The sequence below is a fragment of the Streptomyces sp. NPDC029151 genome, from assembly GCF_055564315.1.
On the sequence record NZ_JBVHWQ010000013.1, the window covers coordinates 34,703 to 48,893 of the forward strand.

Below are 14,191 nucleotides of genomic sequence, written 5' to 3' on the forward strand. Positions count from 1 at the left end.
GCCTTCGGTGACACGGTCCTCGCTCTCCTCGCCGCCGCCCGGTCCGCGGGTCAGCGGGGCTCGGCAGGAGCGTCGGCGGGGTGGTGCTCTGCACCACCCCGGCCGCCGGAGGCGACGATCTCCTGCAGGGCCGCCACATCGGACCGGAGCGCGCTGCGGCCCTTGTCGGCGAGGCTGATCCACGTCCTGGGACATTTGCCGACGTATCCGCGTCTGGCCTCCACGTACCCGAGGCCCTCCAGTCAGCATCATGATCCCGACCGGGTCTCCTTCACCCGCACCCTCTAGGGAGAAACCGGTGAGCCCGCCTGCACCACACCTGTTGCAGACGCTACATTCCATATCCAAGCCGCTAAGCTGCAGAAACTTCGTCGAGGCCCTGCATCACGCGCCGAGACGTCCAGAGAAGCGGCCCATCCTGACCGGCGCCAAGGGCATCGAGAACCGCCCCAAGCCGTGGAGCTGGCGCGGCTGGATGCTCCTGCACGCGGGCCAGCGGATCGACCGGCCCGCCCTTCGCGTCCCGCTGATCGCCCGCACGATCCGCGGCCGGGAGCTGACCACCGGAGCCGTGATCGGCATTGCGCGCCTGGTCGACTGCCACCAGGACCCCGAGGGCTCCGAGCCCTGCACGCCATGGGCGCACCTGGCACATGGTCCTCCAGGCCGACCAGGAGCTGCCGCTGCCGGTCCCCGCCGCCGGCAGCTCGGGCCCTGGAAGCCGACCGAGGACCTGCTGGACCGCGTGTTCCAGCAGCTGCCCGCCTTCCGGGCGCCCCTGCGGATGACGCGCCGGCGAATGCGGGCCAGTCCTTTGAGAGGCGGCTGAGAGGCGGCCCCTGCGCGTGCTGCCTTGCCACGCCACAGCGTCTCCGTCTCCAGCGTCTGTACCTTACGCTGGCGGCTCTGTGTGGCCAGGGAGGGCCACCGACTCATGGGGGGGATGGGCTATGCGCTCCTACGTCCGCCGTGCCGTTGTGCCGGTCGCGCTGCTGTCTGCCGTCGTACTGACGGGATGCTCGTCAGAGAGCAAGAACGAGACGCTTCCAGGGAAGGCACCAGCCACGCAGGAAGCGGCTCAAACGCCCGCCGAGGCGTCTTCTACGCCCTCTCCGTCCTCTTCCTCCGCATCGGCGCTGAGCGTCGGCCGGACGGGCACGTATGAGGTGGGTGAAACCGACAAGTACGGGGAGAATTACAAGCCCACCGGGAAGATGAGCGTCACCTTCGTCGGGGCGAAGTACGTGACGCCGGCGGATATCGGAACGTCGAACAAGCCTAAGCACGGCCAGTACGTCGAGGTGACGTTCACGTTCAAGAACATCGGGAAGTCATCGGCTCGCGTGGAGACGTACGGCAACCTGATGTGGTCGGACTCGGCGTCCGCCGCCCAGGAATCGACCACGCTGGAAGGTGTCGGCGAAGGAGACGACGTGGACACTGAATACCGGCCGGGTCAGGGCGTGACGGGGAAGGTGGTCCTCGACGTCGGCAGGCGGGGCGGTTTCGTGTACTACATGTTCACCAACGACCCTGAGGGCGCGGTGCCGTTCGTGCTGAAGCTGCCGGCCTAGAACGTCGTGCAGCCCCGTCGCAGGAACTCTCCTCCGCGGCGGGGCTGGTCTGCCAGCGTCGTCCTCGTGCTCCCCGCGCCAGCGGGGATGGAGAGCCCGGCCTCACATCGGTCGGGCTCTCTGTGTTCACACGATCCCCTGCTCGCAAAGCGGGCGCCTTACCTCTACGTCACCCGCGCACGAACGGGTCATTGTCCACGCCGGGTTCGCCGTGGGCGCAGTCGACCGGGATCGGCGGCAGCGCGGCGGCCCTGCCCGGCTCACGACGATGGCCGACGTGTCGCTCTCCGGCCATGCCTCCGAATCCGGAGAGCCAGTAGCCGTGTACGTCACCGGTATCGGGCGGCCGGAGTGGGGCGTCCTGTTCCGCAGCGGCTTGGCCGATGATGCGGGCGTCGACCAGCGAGGCCCGCTCATGGGGCCGTGGGCCAGTGCGCCGCCGTTCGGGGAGCAGCGCCAACGGTGCGGAAAGTGCGGACCTCTGCACTGACGCCCAGTCTTCGTGCGGCATCCTGGGGCTCGCACACGGCTCACCCCCCTTACGGCAACGTTGCTGCGGTCACTGGTCGGTTCGCCTGCGCATGGTGGCCGTGATGACGTTGCGTGGAGTCCGTGATCATCGAAAGGGACCAGGTGAATGCACCGGCCGCTGCACCCGAGGGCGGGTTTCGGGTACCTGAGCCGGACGCGGTGGAGGCGTGGTTCACCGCGGGAGACGCACTCTGGTGCAACGCCGCTGGATGGAGACCGCCGTCGCAGTGAGTTCGAGGAATTGGCGCCGGTGGCGGCGTTCCCGGTGGTGCCTGGACGTAAGTGGGGGCCGGGCTGGTGGTCGGCCACGACCGGCTGGCATGTGCTGCATGGGTTGCATGTCATGTGCATGCGGCTCATGCTGCTGGGCCGCGATCCGCAGGTGGTGGGGCTGTCGGCGCGGCCGGTCCGGCTGATGTGCCGGGACCCGGACAGCGGGCGTGGTGCTCGCCTGGGTGTCGCAGGTGCTCGCCCGCTGCGCCGACAAGCGCGCCTGCTGGCCGACTGATCCGGCATTCGGCTGGGCGGGCGCCGCTAGGAGGCGCCCAGCGGGCGGCTGGAGGCGGTGGGGCAAAACCAGTACGACGGACGGCCGGCAGCACCGGGGCGCCCCTGCAACCGACGCCTGTCCCCTCGCCGTAGCGCGGAAGCCGCACTGAGCGAGAGAGCGCCTCCGCTTGTTGACCGGATCGGACCGTGGGACATGGCCTTCGGCCGGGTAGCCGTTGCTGTGATCGACGCAGGGCGCTGACGGCGTCCGCTTCGCGGGAAGGAGAGGAGAACGCATGGCTACCGGCGCTGACTCGGCGAGGATCACGGCGAAGGTCCGAGGGAGGGACATCACACTTCACGGACCCCTGACGAAGGACGAGATCCGGAGCACGATCTGGTGGTGGCACAGTGCCGACCCCACAACATGTCGGCACGATCACGACGACTCCCACAAGGACGTGATCACGACCATGGGCGGGTACTACGAGGTCTCCACGGATCCCCGTACACCCGAGGCCGAAAGACTGGTGAACCTGGTGTACGACGAGCTCAACTCGAAGGAGTGACACATCGCGGCGCAGACATAGCCGGTGCCCAGACTGCCCCGTGACGGGGGCCTCCGGCGGAGTGCGGCAGGAAGTGCCCACGGAGACCACATACCTCAGGTGATAAATGGGGCGTCGTCGTCGTTGCCCAGTCGCGTCAGTCCGCACTGCAGGCCGCGCAAGCAACCTGTGGCGACGGAAGACACCGTTTCGTTCGGTCGCTACCAGTGCTGCATGTCTGTCAGTGCGGTGTGAGAGCCTCCGGGCATGAGCTACGACGTACGACCGCTTTCTCGACGGTGAGGACGAGGAACCCCCGTCCGAACGCATCGCGGCCTACGTCGGGGCCCTTTTGGAGCGGTGGTGTGACATCACCGAGGATGTGAGGGAAACGTCCCCTTGGGCTGCGGGACCGTTGATCGGCGAGGCAAGGGGCCCAGTCATCTACTTCGCGCTGCGGTGGGACAGGGCAGAAGAGGCGCCCGCCTATGCGGCAGCCCTCGCCGACTCGACGGGGCTGGTCTGCTTCGATCCCCAGCAGAGACAACTCACGACCTGATGGTCCTGGCCAGGCGACGGTAGCCGAACAGAAGTGCTGTTAGACCGACGAAGGCGAGGAAGCGCTCGGCCTTGCGTTCGTAGCGACGATGCAGGCGTCGGCAGCCGGCGAGCCAGGAGACCGTCCTCTCGACGACCCAGCGGGGGCGGCCCAGCCGCTTGGAGGGCTCGATGCCCTTGCGGGCGATGCGGTGACGGATGCCTCTCTTGCCCAGCCATCGGCGCAGTGTGGTCGTAGTCGTAGCCCTTGTCAGCGTGGAGCTTGGCCGGACGCCGGCGCCGTGGGCCGTTGACCCCGCGTCGTTCCTTGCCGAGTTCACCGTTCACAGCCCAGTTGACGGGGCGACGCAGCCGGGCGCCCTGCGCGGCCCAGTGCCACCCGCGTTCGGGATCGGCGTGGTCAGTGAACCAGGCCAGCGTGAACAGCTCGACTTCCTGCTCCTCTGTGCGGTCCGGCGTCTCCTCCAGTGCACGGAGTCGCTCCTGCTGTGCTGCGGACATGCGGCGGCCTCGCTCCGCTCGGTCCCCGGAACGCCAATCACCGACCAATGGCCCGCACATCATCAGCATCGCGGAAACCGGGTCAGGGTGCATCAGGCAGAACCGGCTCGCCAGGTCGGTGCCATAGGAGTGCCCAATCAGCACGGCCTTAGGCATGTCCCATGCGTCGAGCAACTCGGCGAGATTCGTCGACATGCCGGGCAAGGGAATGGCACCCCTGCCACGGGGACCGGCGCCCGTGCCACGCTGGTCATACCGGTACAGGGGGCAGGGTCCGCGACCATGGGGGCGACATCGCCCAGGTAGTCCGGCAGACCTGGACCGCCATGGAGCATGACCACGGGCGGATTCCGGGCCGTGTCTCCCAGCGCTGTCCAGCGCAACTGGGCCTCGTCGGTCATCGACGCGAGGCCCTGCGTCTCCATCGAGGTCACTGTGGAGAACCTACCGGTCTCACTGCGGCTCCGCCGAAGGTTGAAGAACAAGCTCCGTGCCTGTTCCATGTCTCCGGTTCTGGGTGACGCTGGTGCCTAGGCTGGGCCGGTGTCCGACGGTGCCGGGCGGCCCGAAGGGCGGTTGTGTGTGTGGCTGTACTGAACGGCTGAGGCAGGGAGTGAGTCCGCCACTATCCACCTCGCCGGACTCCACATCGCCGCGCACCCGCCAGGCTCAGCAGTCGAACTCGAACAACGGCTGTCTCATGTCCTCGGTCAGGAGGCTTGGCCGGCTGCTGGGCTCGGAGCTTTCACGACGCCAACGCCCTCGAGGAGAAGCTGACCCACCTCGAGCCGCACGTTGCGGAGCTCAACTCGCGGCTTGGTGAACGCGACGAGTATCTGGCAGCCACTCGGGCCACCAACCGCGAGCTGATGTCTCAGCTCAGCAGCCCCTCAGGCCGATGCCGGAGAAGCCAAGAGCGGAAGTCACCGGGTCGTAGGCGAGGTCTGGCTGCGATTGAAGATTCTGTCGAGGTGGTACTGGAGTGCCGCGGTGGCAGACTCCGGCGTGCGCTGTCCGACGAGGATGCTGGTGCCCATGGTTGCCGTCATGGCAAGCAGACTGATCGCCTCAGTGCGAGCGTCGGCTCCAGGATCGGCTTGGCCCGTCTCCTGTGCCTGTTGGATCAGTTGGGTGAGGGCATTCTCGGCGGCGTCAGGTTTGTCGATGAATGGCTGGGCGGCGAGGGCCTCGTCGGTCACGGACAGGATCGAGTAGGAGCTGTAGAGAAGGTGGAAAATTCGGCTCTCCTCGTCGGTTGGCAGCGAGGCCAGCAGCAGAGCCTCGGTGATCGCGCGGGGGCCGGGGTCTTGGCCGGCAGCGGCGAGGCGGGCGCCAACGCGTGCGGTGAAGCGGTCGGTCAGGTGTTGGAGGCCGTGGAAGAGCAGCTTTTCCTTGGTCTGGAAGTAGTACTGCACCAGGCGCAGTGATACGCCCGCCTCGGCGGCGACGTCGCGCATGCCGACTGCGTGCAGGCCCTGCCGGCCTGCGACCTGGATGAGTGCTTCAGCGATCTGGGTGCGGCGTTCATCGTGGTCCACGCGCTTGGGCATCCGTGGTGTCTCCGGCCGTGGTGGGGGTTGGTGGGATCCCTGTTCGCCGTCCGGCTCGGCTCGAGGGCTCCTTTCACGGTACCGCCGTATCACCAATATGATACGGTCGTATCATAAAGAGCGGATCTCACGGAGGTAGCCCATGCCCGAGAACACGCCCGGAACGCGCCGCGACATAGGGCGCTACGTCAACGACCGGTTGCGCGACCGCTACTTCGCCGCCTGCGACGTGCTTTACGCGAAGGGCGCACCGATCCGCTTCGAGACCGACGTGGAGACGAGCTTCGGGACGACTCACGTCTACCGGTACGGCCCTGCGGACCCGGCAGCCGAGTCCCGTACGCCGGTCGTCCTGATCCACGGCTCGGGCGGTTGCTCCGCGATGTGGTACCCCAACACGGCCGCGCTCAGCGCCGATCGCCCCGTCTACGCCCTTGACACCCCCGGCGACCCGGGCCGCAGCATCCACCGCGAGCCGATGTGGCAACCCGATCGGGCCGCCCAGTGGATGGACTAGGCCCTCGGCGCCCTCGGCCTCGACAAGGTCCACCTCGTCGGCTCCTCCTACGGCGGCTGGCTCGTCATCAACCAGGTCCACCGCCGGCCCGAACGGCTCGTCTCCGTCACCGCCCTCGACCCGGGCGGGCTGGAGAAGGTGGGGCTCCGCTTCTTCGTCTGGATCTTCGCCAGCCTCTTCGCCACCTTCGCTCCTAAGCGGCTGCGCCCGGCTCTGGCCAAGTGGCTGGAGCAGCCGGTCATATCCGACCCGGATCTGCGCGCCTGGATCCAGGCCGGCGTGAAGGCCTTCCGGATACGCCGTCCCGCTCCGCTGCCGCTGTCCGACGCCGAGCTAGGCTCCATCCGGACGCCGTTCTACCTGATCATGGGCAAGCGCAGCCTACTGGTGCACCCGAAGCGTCAGCTCGAACGCGTTCCTCGGGTGATTCCCGGCGCCCGCGCCGAGATCGTCGCCGCGACCGGACACGGCCCGCAGATCGACCACCCCGACCTCGTCAACGCTCGGATGTTGAGTTTCATGGAGGACATCGACTCCCTCCGTCCGGCTACGCCCCGGGACGTCACCGACGCGTAGCCCGTGAGACATCCGGAACCACTCGCGGGGCGGGCAAAGGGGGAGAACAAAAACCTGGACCTCTCGACAATCGCTCGCCCCAGACAAAGAGCAGATGGGCCTCAGGGGTAGCTCATGGTGAGCCGGATCCTGATCCAGCCGCCCGTGAGCTGTTTCCCGGAGCCATCGTGGCCAAGCCGAGCTTCCTGTGCTTCCTGTTCTTCGTCCTGCAGGCGGACTAGCCCCCGGGCGCTTACACCACCGCGTCACTGGCGTCAGAAATTACCTGCCGAGCAGTCTCACTTCTCACCTGCAGAGCCGTGCGCGGCTCAGAGACTGAACAGTCTGCGGGGCTCCCCGCGCATGCTGGCGGACTCTCATCCCTCCCTCTTTGGCGTCACCGCGCCGTGAGGTCCCGGCGCGGCACGGCGGGAGAGTTCAGCCAGCACAGCAGCGGCTCGACGCACCGCCGCAGCACGGTGAACCGCCAGATCCTCCAGGGATCTGCGGTCGGCTGCGGAAAGTGAGGCCACCAGAGTCCGCCGCGCTGCCAGGGCGGTTGACGGGAGATGGACCTGGGCAGCGCATTCGCCGTCGGCGACTGCCACTACTCTTTCCTGCCGGCGGACGGCTGCTGTGGCGCCTTTGTGCTGATACTGCTCCTGCAGCGCGCTCTGCGCGGACGAGGGTGTGTCGTACCGGTAGCCGCGGCTGGTCATGCACGTGCGCCAAGCGGCAAGCGCCGCACGATAAGTGGGCGCCTGTGCCACCTGCCCGGCCAGACGGTTGTCGTACTGGTCCGGGGTGTAGACGATGCGCGCCCACATCGCAAGACTGCCGGCCACGGCCCGACGCCCGTCCGCTTCGCATCCCTTTCCCGGCATGCCCACGGTCTGCCGCCCACCGACGCCCAGGGTGACCCGGTCGGCTTTCTGGCCGAACAGGACTATGTCATAACGTCGTTGCTCCCGCGCTGGCAGTCGCTCGTAGTACCGCTCCTGCGCCTGCCGCGGCGGCGAGTGGTCCCGGTCCGGTCCCAGACCGTATCCGTGATCCCGGCGGCTTGGCAGGCCGATCGCCGCGGCCTCGTCCTCCGGTGCGGGCAGGGGCAACGGATCCCCGTCAGGGACAGCGAATCCATGTGCGTCAAGGCACCGCTGCACCAGACGGCTGACCGCCGTCTCCAGCAGGTGCTGGGAGGCCGGCCACGCCCCCGACCGGGTCGCCAGGTCGGTGACCGATACGCGGAGCGTAGCCGGTGCGGTGCCCTCCGGGTGCCTGGCCGGCTGCGCGGAGACGCAGCCGACCAGGCACAGAACCAGGAACAGTGTCAGCGTCAGACACCGGCCCCCACATCCGATTCTCACCGTCGGCCTACCTCGGCGTGCACCAGTGCAGCGAGCTCACCGAGTCGTTGAACGACGGATCCCCGTACCCGGCCGGCGGCCCCGACCGCGACCCGAAGTCCACGATGTAGTCCCCTCGGGACAGACTGTGGTAACTCCCGTAGTAGTTGATCCTCGTCCACAGGTACACGGTGCACTGGCGACCGTCGTTGTAGGCCGAACTCGCACAGTCGTTGAACCCCGCGTGAGTACACCCCGCGGGCCGACTCAACCGGGTGAAGTCAGCGTAGTCGTTCTTGAAGTAGTACGCCGATCCACGGAAGTTCGCGTTGGGCCACAGGCAGGTTCGCCCCGACTGACAGGAGGGCGCGGCAAGCTGACCGGCCGAGGACGCCGTGCCCGCAGCCGGTCCGGGCCCGGCCACGGCGGCCGTGGCCCCGGCAAAGAGCAGGGCGGACGCCAGAGCCACGGCACCGGTTCCCCATCGAGCGATGTGCAGCCTCGTCTGTTTACCCTCCTTGCCCTCCTCTGTACGACGAGGAATCCACCGCCATGCAGACCGCGAGGGTCGCGACGACCTGTTCATAGGTTCCCCCCTTCTTCCGAGCGTGGTGCCGGCGGTCGTCCGGCACCGTCGTGGTATCAGAACCTACGATCCGCCCTGTGCGACCCGCGTCCCACAGAGGGTTGAACTCCCCTGCACACCGGTGCGGTAGCCATCCGGTCCCTGCAACTTCCGCAGTACCGCAGAAGTTGACCACGCCGTGCGAACAGTGACCCCGTACAAGCCGACGTTCTCTGCCCGCCGGTCCGGTGCTGGAGTATCCGGAGCAGGAGGCCGTCGCGCGGTTGTGGAGGCGTCGGCAGACCGAGACGGGCTGGCTGTACCTGGTGGGGCTGCCGTCGTACCGGGACCGCGAGGACGGCGGGGTGGAGGCAGCGGAGTACCGGGTGTGGGTCCGGGCCCCCGACCATGTAGGGCCTGGTCGGCCTTCGCCCCAGTCGGCGGTCTGCGAGGTGCTCGGGCAGCCCCGGCCTTCGGGGTGGGTGTTGACGAAGGTGCGTGAGGGGCGGGGGTCGGCCCGGGGAGTGCTGCACACGCCGGACTGCGAAGAAGCTCCGCAGGGTGCACCGCTGCTCGATGTGGAGCACGCGTTGGACATCGCGGAGAAGCCGGGGATGCGGCCGTGCACGCTGTGCGGGTGCGCTCAGGAGCTGACGCCAATGCTGGGCGGGTTCGACCACATCACCGGCTCCTGACCTGCCGTGGTCGGGTCTGTGGTCGGGCCTGCGGTCAGGGCGTGTCGCCGGAGTAGTAGAAGCGGCAGCTCACACCCAGGCCAGACGTGCGGGGTTCGCCAGGATGCGGGTCGTACAGGGCGCGGCCACCGGGCCACCGTCCGAGTTCGGTGGACAGGGCGGCACCGTCGTCGACTTCCTCGATCCGCCACCCGTGGATGTCCAGCAGCAGACCGTCCAAGCGGCCCGCCGACCAGTTCGGCGTAGGTCCGGTGTGGGAGCGGGCCGGGATGGGGGTCGTCGTGCTCCGCGCCGTAGACCCGGCCGTTCCGCAGCTGCTCATCGCCGTTCATACGGCCAAGCGTTGCAGCCGCCACTGACAACGCGGGCTTGCCCAGGAAACGTCTTGGGCTTGCCCACGTGGTCGGTGCCTGTGGCTTGCCCTGGTCAGGTGCGGAAGCGGGAAAACCAGCTGCCGGCCTTCTGCGCGGCCTCCTGTTCCTGCGCCTCCTGGCGCAGGCGCTCCTGCGCCTGGCGCTCCCGTTCGCCGGGCTCCGGCCTGCTGCTCGGCTGCGACGGCCTGGCCCTGGCAGTCCTAGCACAGGTGCGGGGGCGACTGGCGCTTGCTCCAGTCGCGGGTGTAGCCGACCGCCTCCCACTTGGAACACCCCCGCGTCGGCGGGAACGTCTCGATCTGGCCCAGCGCGGGGCGCCGGGTCAGTCCGCCGCGGTCCCTTGCTACCGGTAGCGGGCGGCGATCCGGCTGCCCCGGGAACCGGCGCGCAACGCGCCCTCGGCGGCGGCCAGCGCGTCCACCGCAGCCGGGTTGCCGAGGCCGGGCACGCACACCGTCTCACCGTCGCGCAGCGCCACCAGCGAGGCGTCGACGACGTCTTCGGGAGGCATGCCGCCGTCGTCGTGGACCTTCTCCTCGCCGGGAACGGACACGTCGCCCCGGGTGAGGTGGAACTCGGTGGCGGTCAGGCCCGGGCAGAGGACCTGCACGGTCACCGGGGACCCGGTCAGTTCGGCGGCAAGGGTACGGGTGAACGTCACGACGTACCCCTTGGTGCCGCCGTACACGGCCCGGTGGGGCAGCCGCTCCGGCGGGAGGCTTCCGGCGAACGCCAGCAGCGAGGCGACGTTGACGACGGCGCCCCGCCCGCGCGCCAGCATTTCCGGCACGGCGGCCCGGGTCAGCACCGTCAGGGCGGTGACGTTGACTGCGAGCACCTGGGTCAGCAAGCCGGCTTCGGTCTCTGCGAACGGGCCGTAGCCGTTGATGCCCGCGTTGTTGACGAGGAGGTCCACGTCGGCGGCGCGTTCGGCGACCCGGGCCATGTCGGTCGCCTCGGAGAGGTCGGCGGCGAGGGGTTCCACCGTGCCGCCGTGCTCGCCGCGCAACGCGGCGGCGAGCCGCTCCAAGCGGTCGCCGCGGCGGGCGACGAGGACGAGGTCCCAGCCCCGTTCGGCGAGCCGGCGGGCGTACAGGGCGCCGATTCCGGAGGAGGCGCCGGTGACCAGAGCGGTCCCGGTGGTCTGCGTGGTGTCGAATGCCATGCCCCTATGGTCTACTCCCCCTGGGGCGCGGCACGCGGTGAACACCGGCGCGTCGACCGTCGGCCCGTTGAGCGGCGGTGACGACGACGGCAAGGAGGGGGAAGGAGAAGTCGACGGCGCGGTGGCTCTTGGTGGTCAGGCCGCCACGGGAGCGGCCGGGCGCGTGGTCGTCCGGCTCGTCCGCGAGCCCGTCGGCACGCGTCCGGCCCGTATCGCAAGCCCCTTTTTCCGCGCCCCGGCAGCGTGCTGGTGGGCTCGGCAGATGGTGGAGCCGACCGACAACCTCCCACTCGTTCTGTCCGGCTGCGTCGGCCTTTACCTGCAGTTTCTTCAGGATGTGTGGCCACGTGACGTCGATTTGCCAGCGCCGGAAGACCGAGTACGCGGCCTCCCATGGCCCATACCGGTCGGGCACATCCCGCCAGAGCGATCCCGTTCTGGGCCGCCACCAGATCCAGTCGGAGACCTGCCGCCGATCCTGCGGTTTGCGTCCCGTCTTCGGCAGCGGTGGCAACACCGCTGCCAGGCGTGATCATTCTTCGCCCGTTGGATCCCCCACGAGCCATCCCAAGATCGTTCCATGAGCCTGATCAGCGCGGAGCCTGGAGCTGAAATCGTCGTCCTCGCGCCGACGTCCGGATGATCACCCACTTGCCCTCAACTGCACTTGAGGTCCTACGGTCCTTGCGTGACCTGCCCAACGTGCAGGCTCCGGACCGAGGCACCAGGAGGGAAACCATGACGGCCCAACAGAGCTTGGACGCCGATCTGGCCGGGCAACCCGCCGCGTACTGGACCGGTGTCGCCTACGAGGCGCTCATCGCATACACCCGGGCCCAGCAGGCCGAAAAAGGCTACACCCAGCCCCAGTTCTGGCTGCTGCGCAACCTGTCCGTGAACGACATCTCGCCCGACGGCGAGGGGATGACGTTGCCCGAGTTGAGGAAGGCCATGGCCTCCTATATGCGGCCCGAGGACGATCTGGCGGCGGAGGCCGAGGTGCTCCTGGAACGCGGCTGGCTGGCCCGGGACGCCGAGGACCGGCTGTGGCTCACTGAGGAGGGTGAACAGGCCCGCGTCGACCTCGCGCGCAACGCGCCGGCGATCCGCGCCGCCCTCCACAAGGGCATCGACGACGCGGACTACGTCACCACAGTGAAGGTGCTCCAGCGGCTGATCCGCAATGCGGGCGGAACAGTCGCCTGACAGACCAACGGCCCGGCGGGGTGCCCGGGCCCGGTCAGCTGGCGGCATGTCAGGCGGAGTGCTTTTCCAGCGAGGTCAAGCCACCCTCCAACTCGCCCTGGGAGGCTGCCCTGGAGCGTGACGCTCGGACCCGAGCAGGTCGCCGCCCGCCTCGCCGTGCCGGCGTCAACCACATGGTCCGGCTCGGCTGGGTCCGCTCCCCGCAGTCGATCTAGGTCCGCTTCGGCACCAGCTGGGCCGGAGCCGTCGATGTCCCCCTCTCCACCACGGCCTCCGTCGACGCCGTCATCTCTGCCCGCCCCGAAGTCCACTGGCAGCAGACTGCCGTCCGGTCCCGGATCAGTCACGCTGTGGGATCCGGATGCGGCTGGACCACAAGGAACATGAGGTGAGTGCTCTGAAGGAACAGGGGGAGCTCAGCCGGGTCGGCACCCCGACGCGGCTCCAGGTGACCTCCACCTACTCGCGCGGGCCGAGTCGATCCGTCAGCCGTCAGCCGTCAGCCGTCAGCCGTCAGGGGACGTTCGGGTGCGGGGCGGACGGTCGCTTTGAGGTGGTGGAAACCTTCCGTTTCGACAGCGTGCGGATCCGCGAGCCACTGCGCGAGAGCGTCCTCGCATCCGGCTGGACGTGGCGGGGAGTCGTCTTCGGCACGTTGTGAGGGCCTCGGTGTCCTTCCAAGAGGGGCCCGCGGCTCGTTCGGCTCGCGTCTCCGTGCCGTACTCTGCGACTGGCCAAGTGGGCTTGCTTCTTGGCCGTTTCCACACGTCCCCACTGCCTGAGGAACTGCCCGTGTCCCACACACCGCCCCTGGGCGGCCCGACCACCTCGTACACCCCCGCGCAGATACGGCGCAACCGCCTGATCTTCCTCGGTGTGGTCCTTGTCCTCGCGGGCCTGGTGGCGTTCGTGACCCTGGGCCCCCACGACACGAAGGACCAGTCCGCCACGCTCCACGCCGGCGACTGCTTCCAGAACGTCGGGACGGACCAGCACGCGAAGACCAAGAAGCTCGACTGCACCGACCCGCATGCCGACTACAAGGTCCTGAAAATGGACAAGGACGGAGTTGTCGACACCTTCTCGTGCTCCGGTGTTCCAGGCACGACCGGCTCACTCACCCAGATGGGCGCGGAAGGATCGTTCGTCGTCTGCTTCAAGGAGAACGACGACAAGGGCAGCAACTAGGCGCGGTCCCCCCAGCCCGTCGGCGGGCCGGGCAGGGGCGCGGCGCGTGCGTGTCATGGCCGCCTGCCGTTCCGTAGTCCTCCTCGTGCGGGGTCAGGAAGGGCGGGTGACCAGGACGACGCCGTGTAATTGCGCGCGGGGGGGCGCGCTCGTCCCACAGGGCGATGTCACAGGTCACCTCGCTGCTCCGGATCGACACCGGGCGCTCCTCGCAGCGCACCAGGTGCGGGGCCGGGCCGGTGACGCGGAGCAGATAGTCGTGGACGCCCATGGGCACCGTGCCGCGTCGCAGTGTGTGCTCGACCCACAGCACCGTGGTCTGCGGGGCCCCGTCCATGGCTGCCATATCGCTGTGCCAGTGCTCCGCGGACCGGTGTGTCCCGCGCGGCCCGCGCAGCGTGGAGCGTGCACCGGCGGGGCCCAGGAGGCGGACGTTCACAAAGGAGGGGCTGTGGGACACGCTCCGGGCGGTGCAAGGGCGTGCACGTGCGTGCCGGCGTCGTCGTCCTTGGCGGCGGGGCCCGGTGGGGTGGGCAGGCGTGGATCGGCCGGGAGCACCGCGCGGTAGTGGGGGGCGGGGCCGGACTGGTTCAGGTGCGCGACGCGGGAGCCGTCCGGTGCTTCGTCGACGCGCAGTCGCACCAGGAGGTAGCGGCCGCGCCCGCCGGGTTGCAATGCCAGGCGGCGCAGGACTTCGAGGCCGGTGAGGCGGTGGTCGCGGGTGACCCGCAGCATCCACTCCGCGCCGAGCACCAGGCCGAAAGCCCGGAGGGCGAAGGGATGGTGGTAGAGACCACGCAGCCCGTCGAAGTGCCCGTCGAAGGGGGTC

14 protein-coding genes and 6 pseudogenes are annotated in these 14,191 nt (G+C 68.9%); 10 read left to right on the forward strand and 10 right to left on the reverse strand.

Features of this window, described 5'->3' with window-relative positions; all coding sequences use genetic code 11:
• Positions 1-50: 50 nt before the first annotated feature.
• Positions 51-242 (reverse strand): transcriptional regulator, encoded by a 192-nt coding sequence (locus ACZ4VF_RS34325; protein ID WP_467931076.1) that lies wholly within the window; start codon positions 240-242, stop codon positions 51-53.
• Positions 243-379: 137 nt separating this feature from the next.
• On the opposite strand from ACZ4VF_RS34325, the pseudogene ACZ4VF_RS34330 reads away from it, so the two are divergent.
• The 4 genes and pseudogenes from ACZ4VF_RS34330 to ACZ4VF_RS34345 all read left to right on the forward strand — a co-directional run bounded on the left by ACZ4VF_RS34330 (position 380) and on the right by ACZ4VF_RS34345 (position 3,163).
• Positions 380-829, forward strand: a pseudogene (locus ACZ4VF_RS34330) (hypothetical protein).
• A 121-nt stretch (positions 830-950) separates the two neighbouring features.
• Positions 951-1,574, forward strand: a complete 624-nt coding sequence (locus ACZ4VF_RS34335) for a DUF4352 domain-containing protein (protein ID WP_467930929.1) — start codon at positions 951-953, stop codon at positions 1,572-1,574.
• Positions 1,575-2,355: 781 nt separating this feature from the next.
• The gene (locus tag ACZ4VF_RS34340; RefSeq protein ID WP_467930930.1) at positions 2,356-2,613 is read left to right on the forward strand and encodes a hypothetical protein; all 258 of its coding nucleotides are present in this window, start codon (positions 2,356-2,358) and stop codon (positions 2,611-2,613) included.
• 277 nt (positions 2,614-2,890) lie between these two features.
• Positions 2,891-3,163, forward strand: a complete 273-nt coding sequence (locus ACZ4VF_RS34345; protein ID WP_467930932.1) for a hypothetical protein — start codon at positions 2,891-2,893, stop codon at positions 3,161-3,163.
• A 527-nt stretch (positions 3,164-3,690) separates the two neighbouring features.
• Here the strand turns inward: ACZ4VF_RS34345 and ACZ4VF_RS34350 are convergent.
• The 3 genes and pseudogenes from ACZ4VF_RS34350 to ACZ4VF_RS34360 all read right to left on the reverse strand — a co-directional run.
• Positions 3,691-4,000 (reverse strand): annotated as a pseudogene (locus tag ACZ4VF_RS34350) (transposase); the annotation flags it as partial.
• A 75-nt stretch (positions 4,001-4,075) separates the two neighbouring features.
• Positions 4,076-4,405: pseudogene (locus tag ACZ4VF_RS34355) on the reverse strand (alpha/beta fold hydrolase); the annotation flags it as partial.
• 719 nt (positions 4,406-5,124) lie between these two features.
• Positions 5,125-5,751 (reverse strand): TetR/AcrR family transcriptional regulator, encoded by a 627-nt coding sequence (locus ACZ4VF_RS34360; RefSeq protein WP_467930933.1) that lies wholly within the window; start codon positions 5,749-5,751, stop codon positions 5,125-5,127.
• Between the two features lie 142 nt (positions 5,752-5,893).
• Between ACZ4VF_RS34360 and ACZ4VF_RS34365 the strand changes: the two are divergent.
• Both ACZ4VF_RS34365 and ACZ4VF_RS34370 read left to right on the forward strand, forming a co-directional pair.
• Positions 5,894-6,844: pseudogene (locus tag ACZ4VF_RS34365) on the forward strand (alpha/beta fold hydrolase).
• Positions 6,845-6,963: 119 nt separating this feature from the next.
• Positions 6,964-7,065 (forward strand): annotated as a pseudogene (locus ACZ4VF_RS34370) (SAM-dependent methyltransferase); the annotation flags it as partial.
• Between the two features lie 135 nt (positions 7,066-7,200).
• On the opposite strand, the gene ACZ4VF_RS34375 reads toward ACZ4VF_RS34370, so the two are convergent.
• Together ACZ4VF_RS34375 and ACZ4VF_RS34380 are read right to left on the reverse strand one after the other, a co-directional pair.
• On the reverse strand, positions 7,201-7,935 hold the full coding sequence (locus tag ACZ4VF_RS34375) for a hypothetical protein (protein ID WP_467930934.1): 735 nt from the start codon (positions 7,933-7,935) through the stop codon (positions 7,201-7,203).
• Positions 7,936-8,197: 262 nt separating this feature from the next.
• Positions 8,198-8,755: a peptidase inhibitor family I36 protein gene (locus tag ACZ4VF_RS34380; protein ID WP_467930935.1), complete on the reverse strand. Its 558-nt coding sequence runs from the start codon at positions 8,753-8,755 to the stop codon at positions 8,198-8,200.
• Between the two features lie 227 nt (positions 8,756-8,982).
• Between ACZ4VF_RS34380 and ACZ4VF_RS34385 the strand changes: the two genes are divergently transcribed.
• The gene (locus tag ACZ4VF_RS34385; protein WP_467930937.1) at positions 8,983-9,429 is read left to right on the forward strand and encodes a DUF6233 domain-containing protein; all 447 of its coding nucleotides are present in this window, start codon (positions 8,983-8,985) and stop codon (positions 9,427-9,429) included.
• Between the two features lie 34 nt (positions 9,430-9,463).
• Here ACZ4VF_RS34385 and ACZ4VF_RS34390 read toward each other — a convergent pair.
• The 3 genes and pseudogenes from ACZ4VF_RS34390 to ACZ4VF_RS34400 form a co-directional block, all read right to left on the reverse strand.
• Positions 9,464-9,761 (reverse strand): annotated as a pseudogene (locus ACZ4VF_RS34390) (hypothetical protein).
• A gap of 385 nt (positions 9,762-10,146) precedes the next feature.
• Positions 10,147-10,968, reverse strand: coding sequence for an SDR family NAD(P)-dependent oxidoreductase (locus tag ACZ4VF_RS34395; protein ID WP_467930938.1), 822 nt, complete (start codon positions 10,966-10,968; stop codon positions 10,147-10,149).
• A gap of 4 nt (positions 10,969-10,972) precedes the next feature.
• Positions 10,973-11,485 carry a transposase gene (locus tag ACZ4VF_RS34400; RefSeq protein WP_467930939.1) on the reverse strand — a complete coding sequence of 171 codons (513 nt, stop codon included), beginning with the start codon at positions 11,483-11,485 and terminating at the stop codon, positions 10,973-10,975.
• 221 nt (positions 11,486-11,706) lie between these two features.
• On the opposite strand from ACZ4VF_RS34400, the gene ACZ4VF_RS34405 reads away from it, so the two are divergent.
• The 3 genes from ACZ4VF_RS34405 to ACZ4VF_RS34415 all read left to right on the forward strand — a co-directional run bounded on the left by ACZ4VF_RS34405 (position 11,707) and on the right by ACZ4VF_RS34415 (position 13,362).
• Positions 11,707-12,174 carry a MarR family transcriptional regulator gene (locus ACZ4VF_RS34405; protein ID WP_467930941.1) on the forward strand — a complete coding sequence of 156 codons (468 nt, stop codon included), beginning with the start codon at positions 11,707-11,709 and terminating at the stop codon, positions 12,172-12,174.
• Between the two features lie 388 nt (positions 12,175-12,562).
• Positions 12,563-12,835 (forward strand): hypothetical protein, encoded by a 273-nt coding sequence (locus ACZ4VF_RS34410; protein WP_467930942.1) that lies wholly within the window; start codon positions 12,563-12,565, stop codon positions 12,833-12,835.
• 131 nt (positions 12,836-12,966) lie between these two features.
• Positions 12,967-13,362: an LppU/SCO3897 family protein gene (locus ACZ4VF_RS34415; RefSeq protein WP_467930943.1), complete on the forward strand. Its 396-nt coding sequence runs from the start codon at positions 12,967-12,969 to the stop codon at positions 13,360-13,362.
• Between the two features lie 435 nt (positions 13,363-13,797).
• On the opposite strand, the gene ACZ4VF_RS34420 is transcribed toward ACZ4VF_RS34415, so the two are convergent.
• Positions 13,798-14,097 (reverse strand): hypothetical protein, encoded by a 300-nt coding sequence (locus tag ACZ4VF_RS34420; protein ID WP_467930945.1) that lies wholly within the window; start codon positions 14,095-14,097, stop codon positions 13,798-13,800.
• Positions 14,098-14,191: the final 94 nt, after the last annotated feature.

Excerpts from the sequence above, each read along its gene's own strand:
- ACZ4VF_RS34380 (WP_467930935.1), bottom strand. The coding sequence starts at position 8,755 with ATGAACAGGTCGTCGCGACCCTCGCGGTCTGCATGGCGGTGGATTCCT.
- ACZ4VF_RS34420 (WP_467930945.1), bottom strand. The coding sequence starts at position 14,097 with ATGCTGCGGGTCACCCGCGACCACCGCCTCACCGGCCTCGAAGTCCTG.
- ACZ4VF_RS34405 (WP_467930941.1), top strand. The coding sequence starts at position 11,707 with ATGACGGCCCAACAGAGCTTGGACGCCGATCTGGCCGGGCAACCCGCC.
- ACZ4VF_RS34395 (WP_467930938.1), bottom strand. The coding sequence starts at position 10,968 with ATGGCATTCGACACCACGCAGACCACCGGGACCGCTCTGGTCACCGGC.
- ACZ4VF_RS34335 (WP_467930929.1), top strand. The coding sequence starts at position 951 with ATGCGCTCCTACGTCCGCCGTGCCGTTGTGCCGGTCGCGCTGCTGTCT.
- ACZ4VF_RS34345 (WP_467930932.1), top strand. The coding sequence starts at position 2,891 with ATGGCTACCGGCGCTGACTCGGCGAGGATCACGGCGAAGGTCCGAGGG.
- ACZ4VF_RS34360 (WP_467930933.1), bottom strand. The coding sequence starts at position 5,751 with ATGCCCAAGCGCGTGGACCACGATGAACGCCGCACCCAGATCGCTGAA.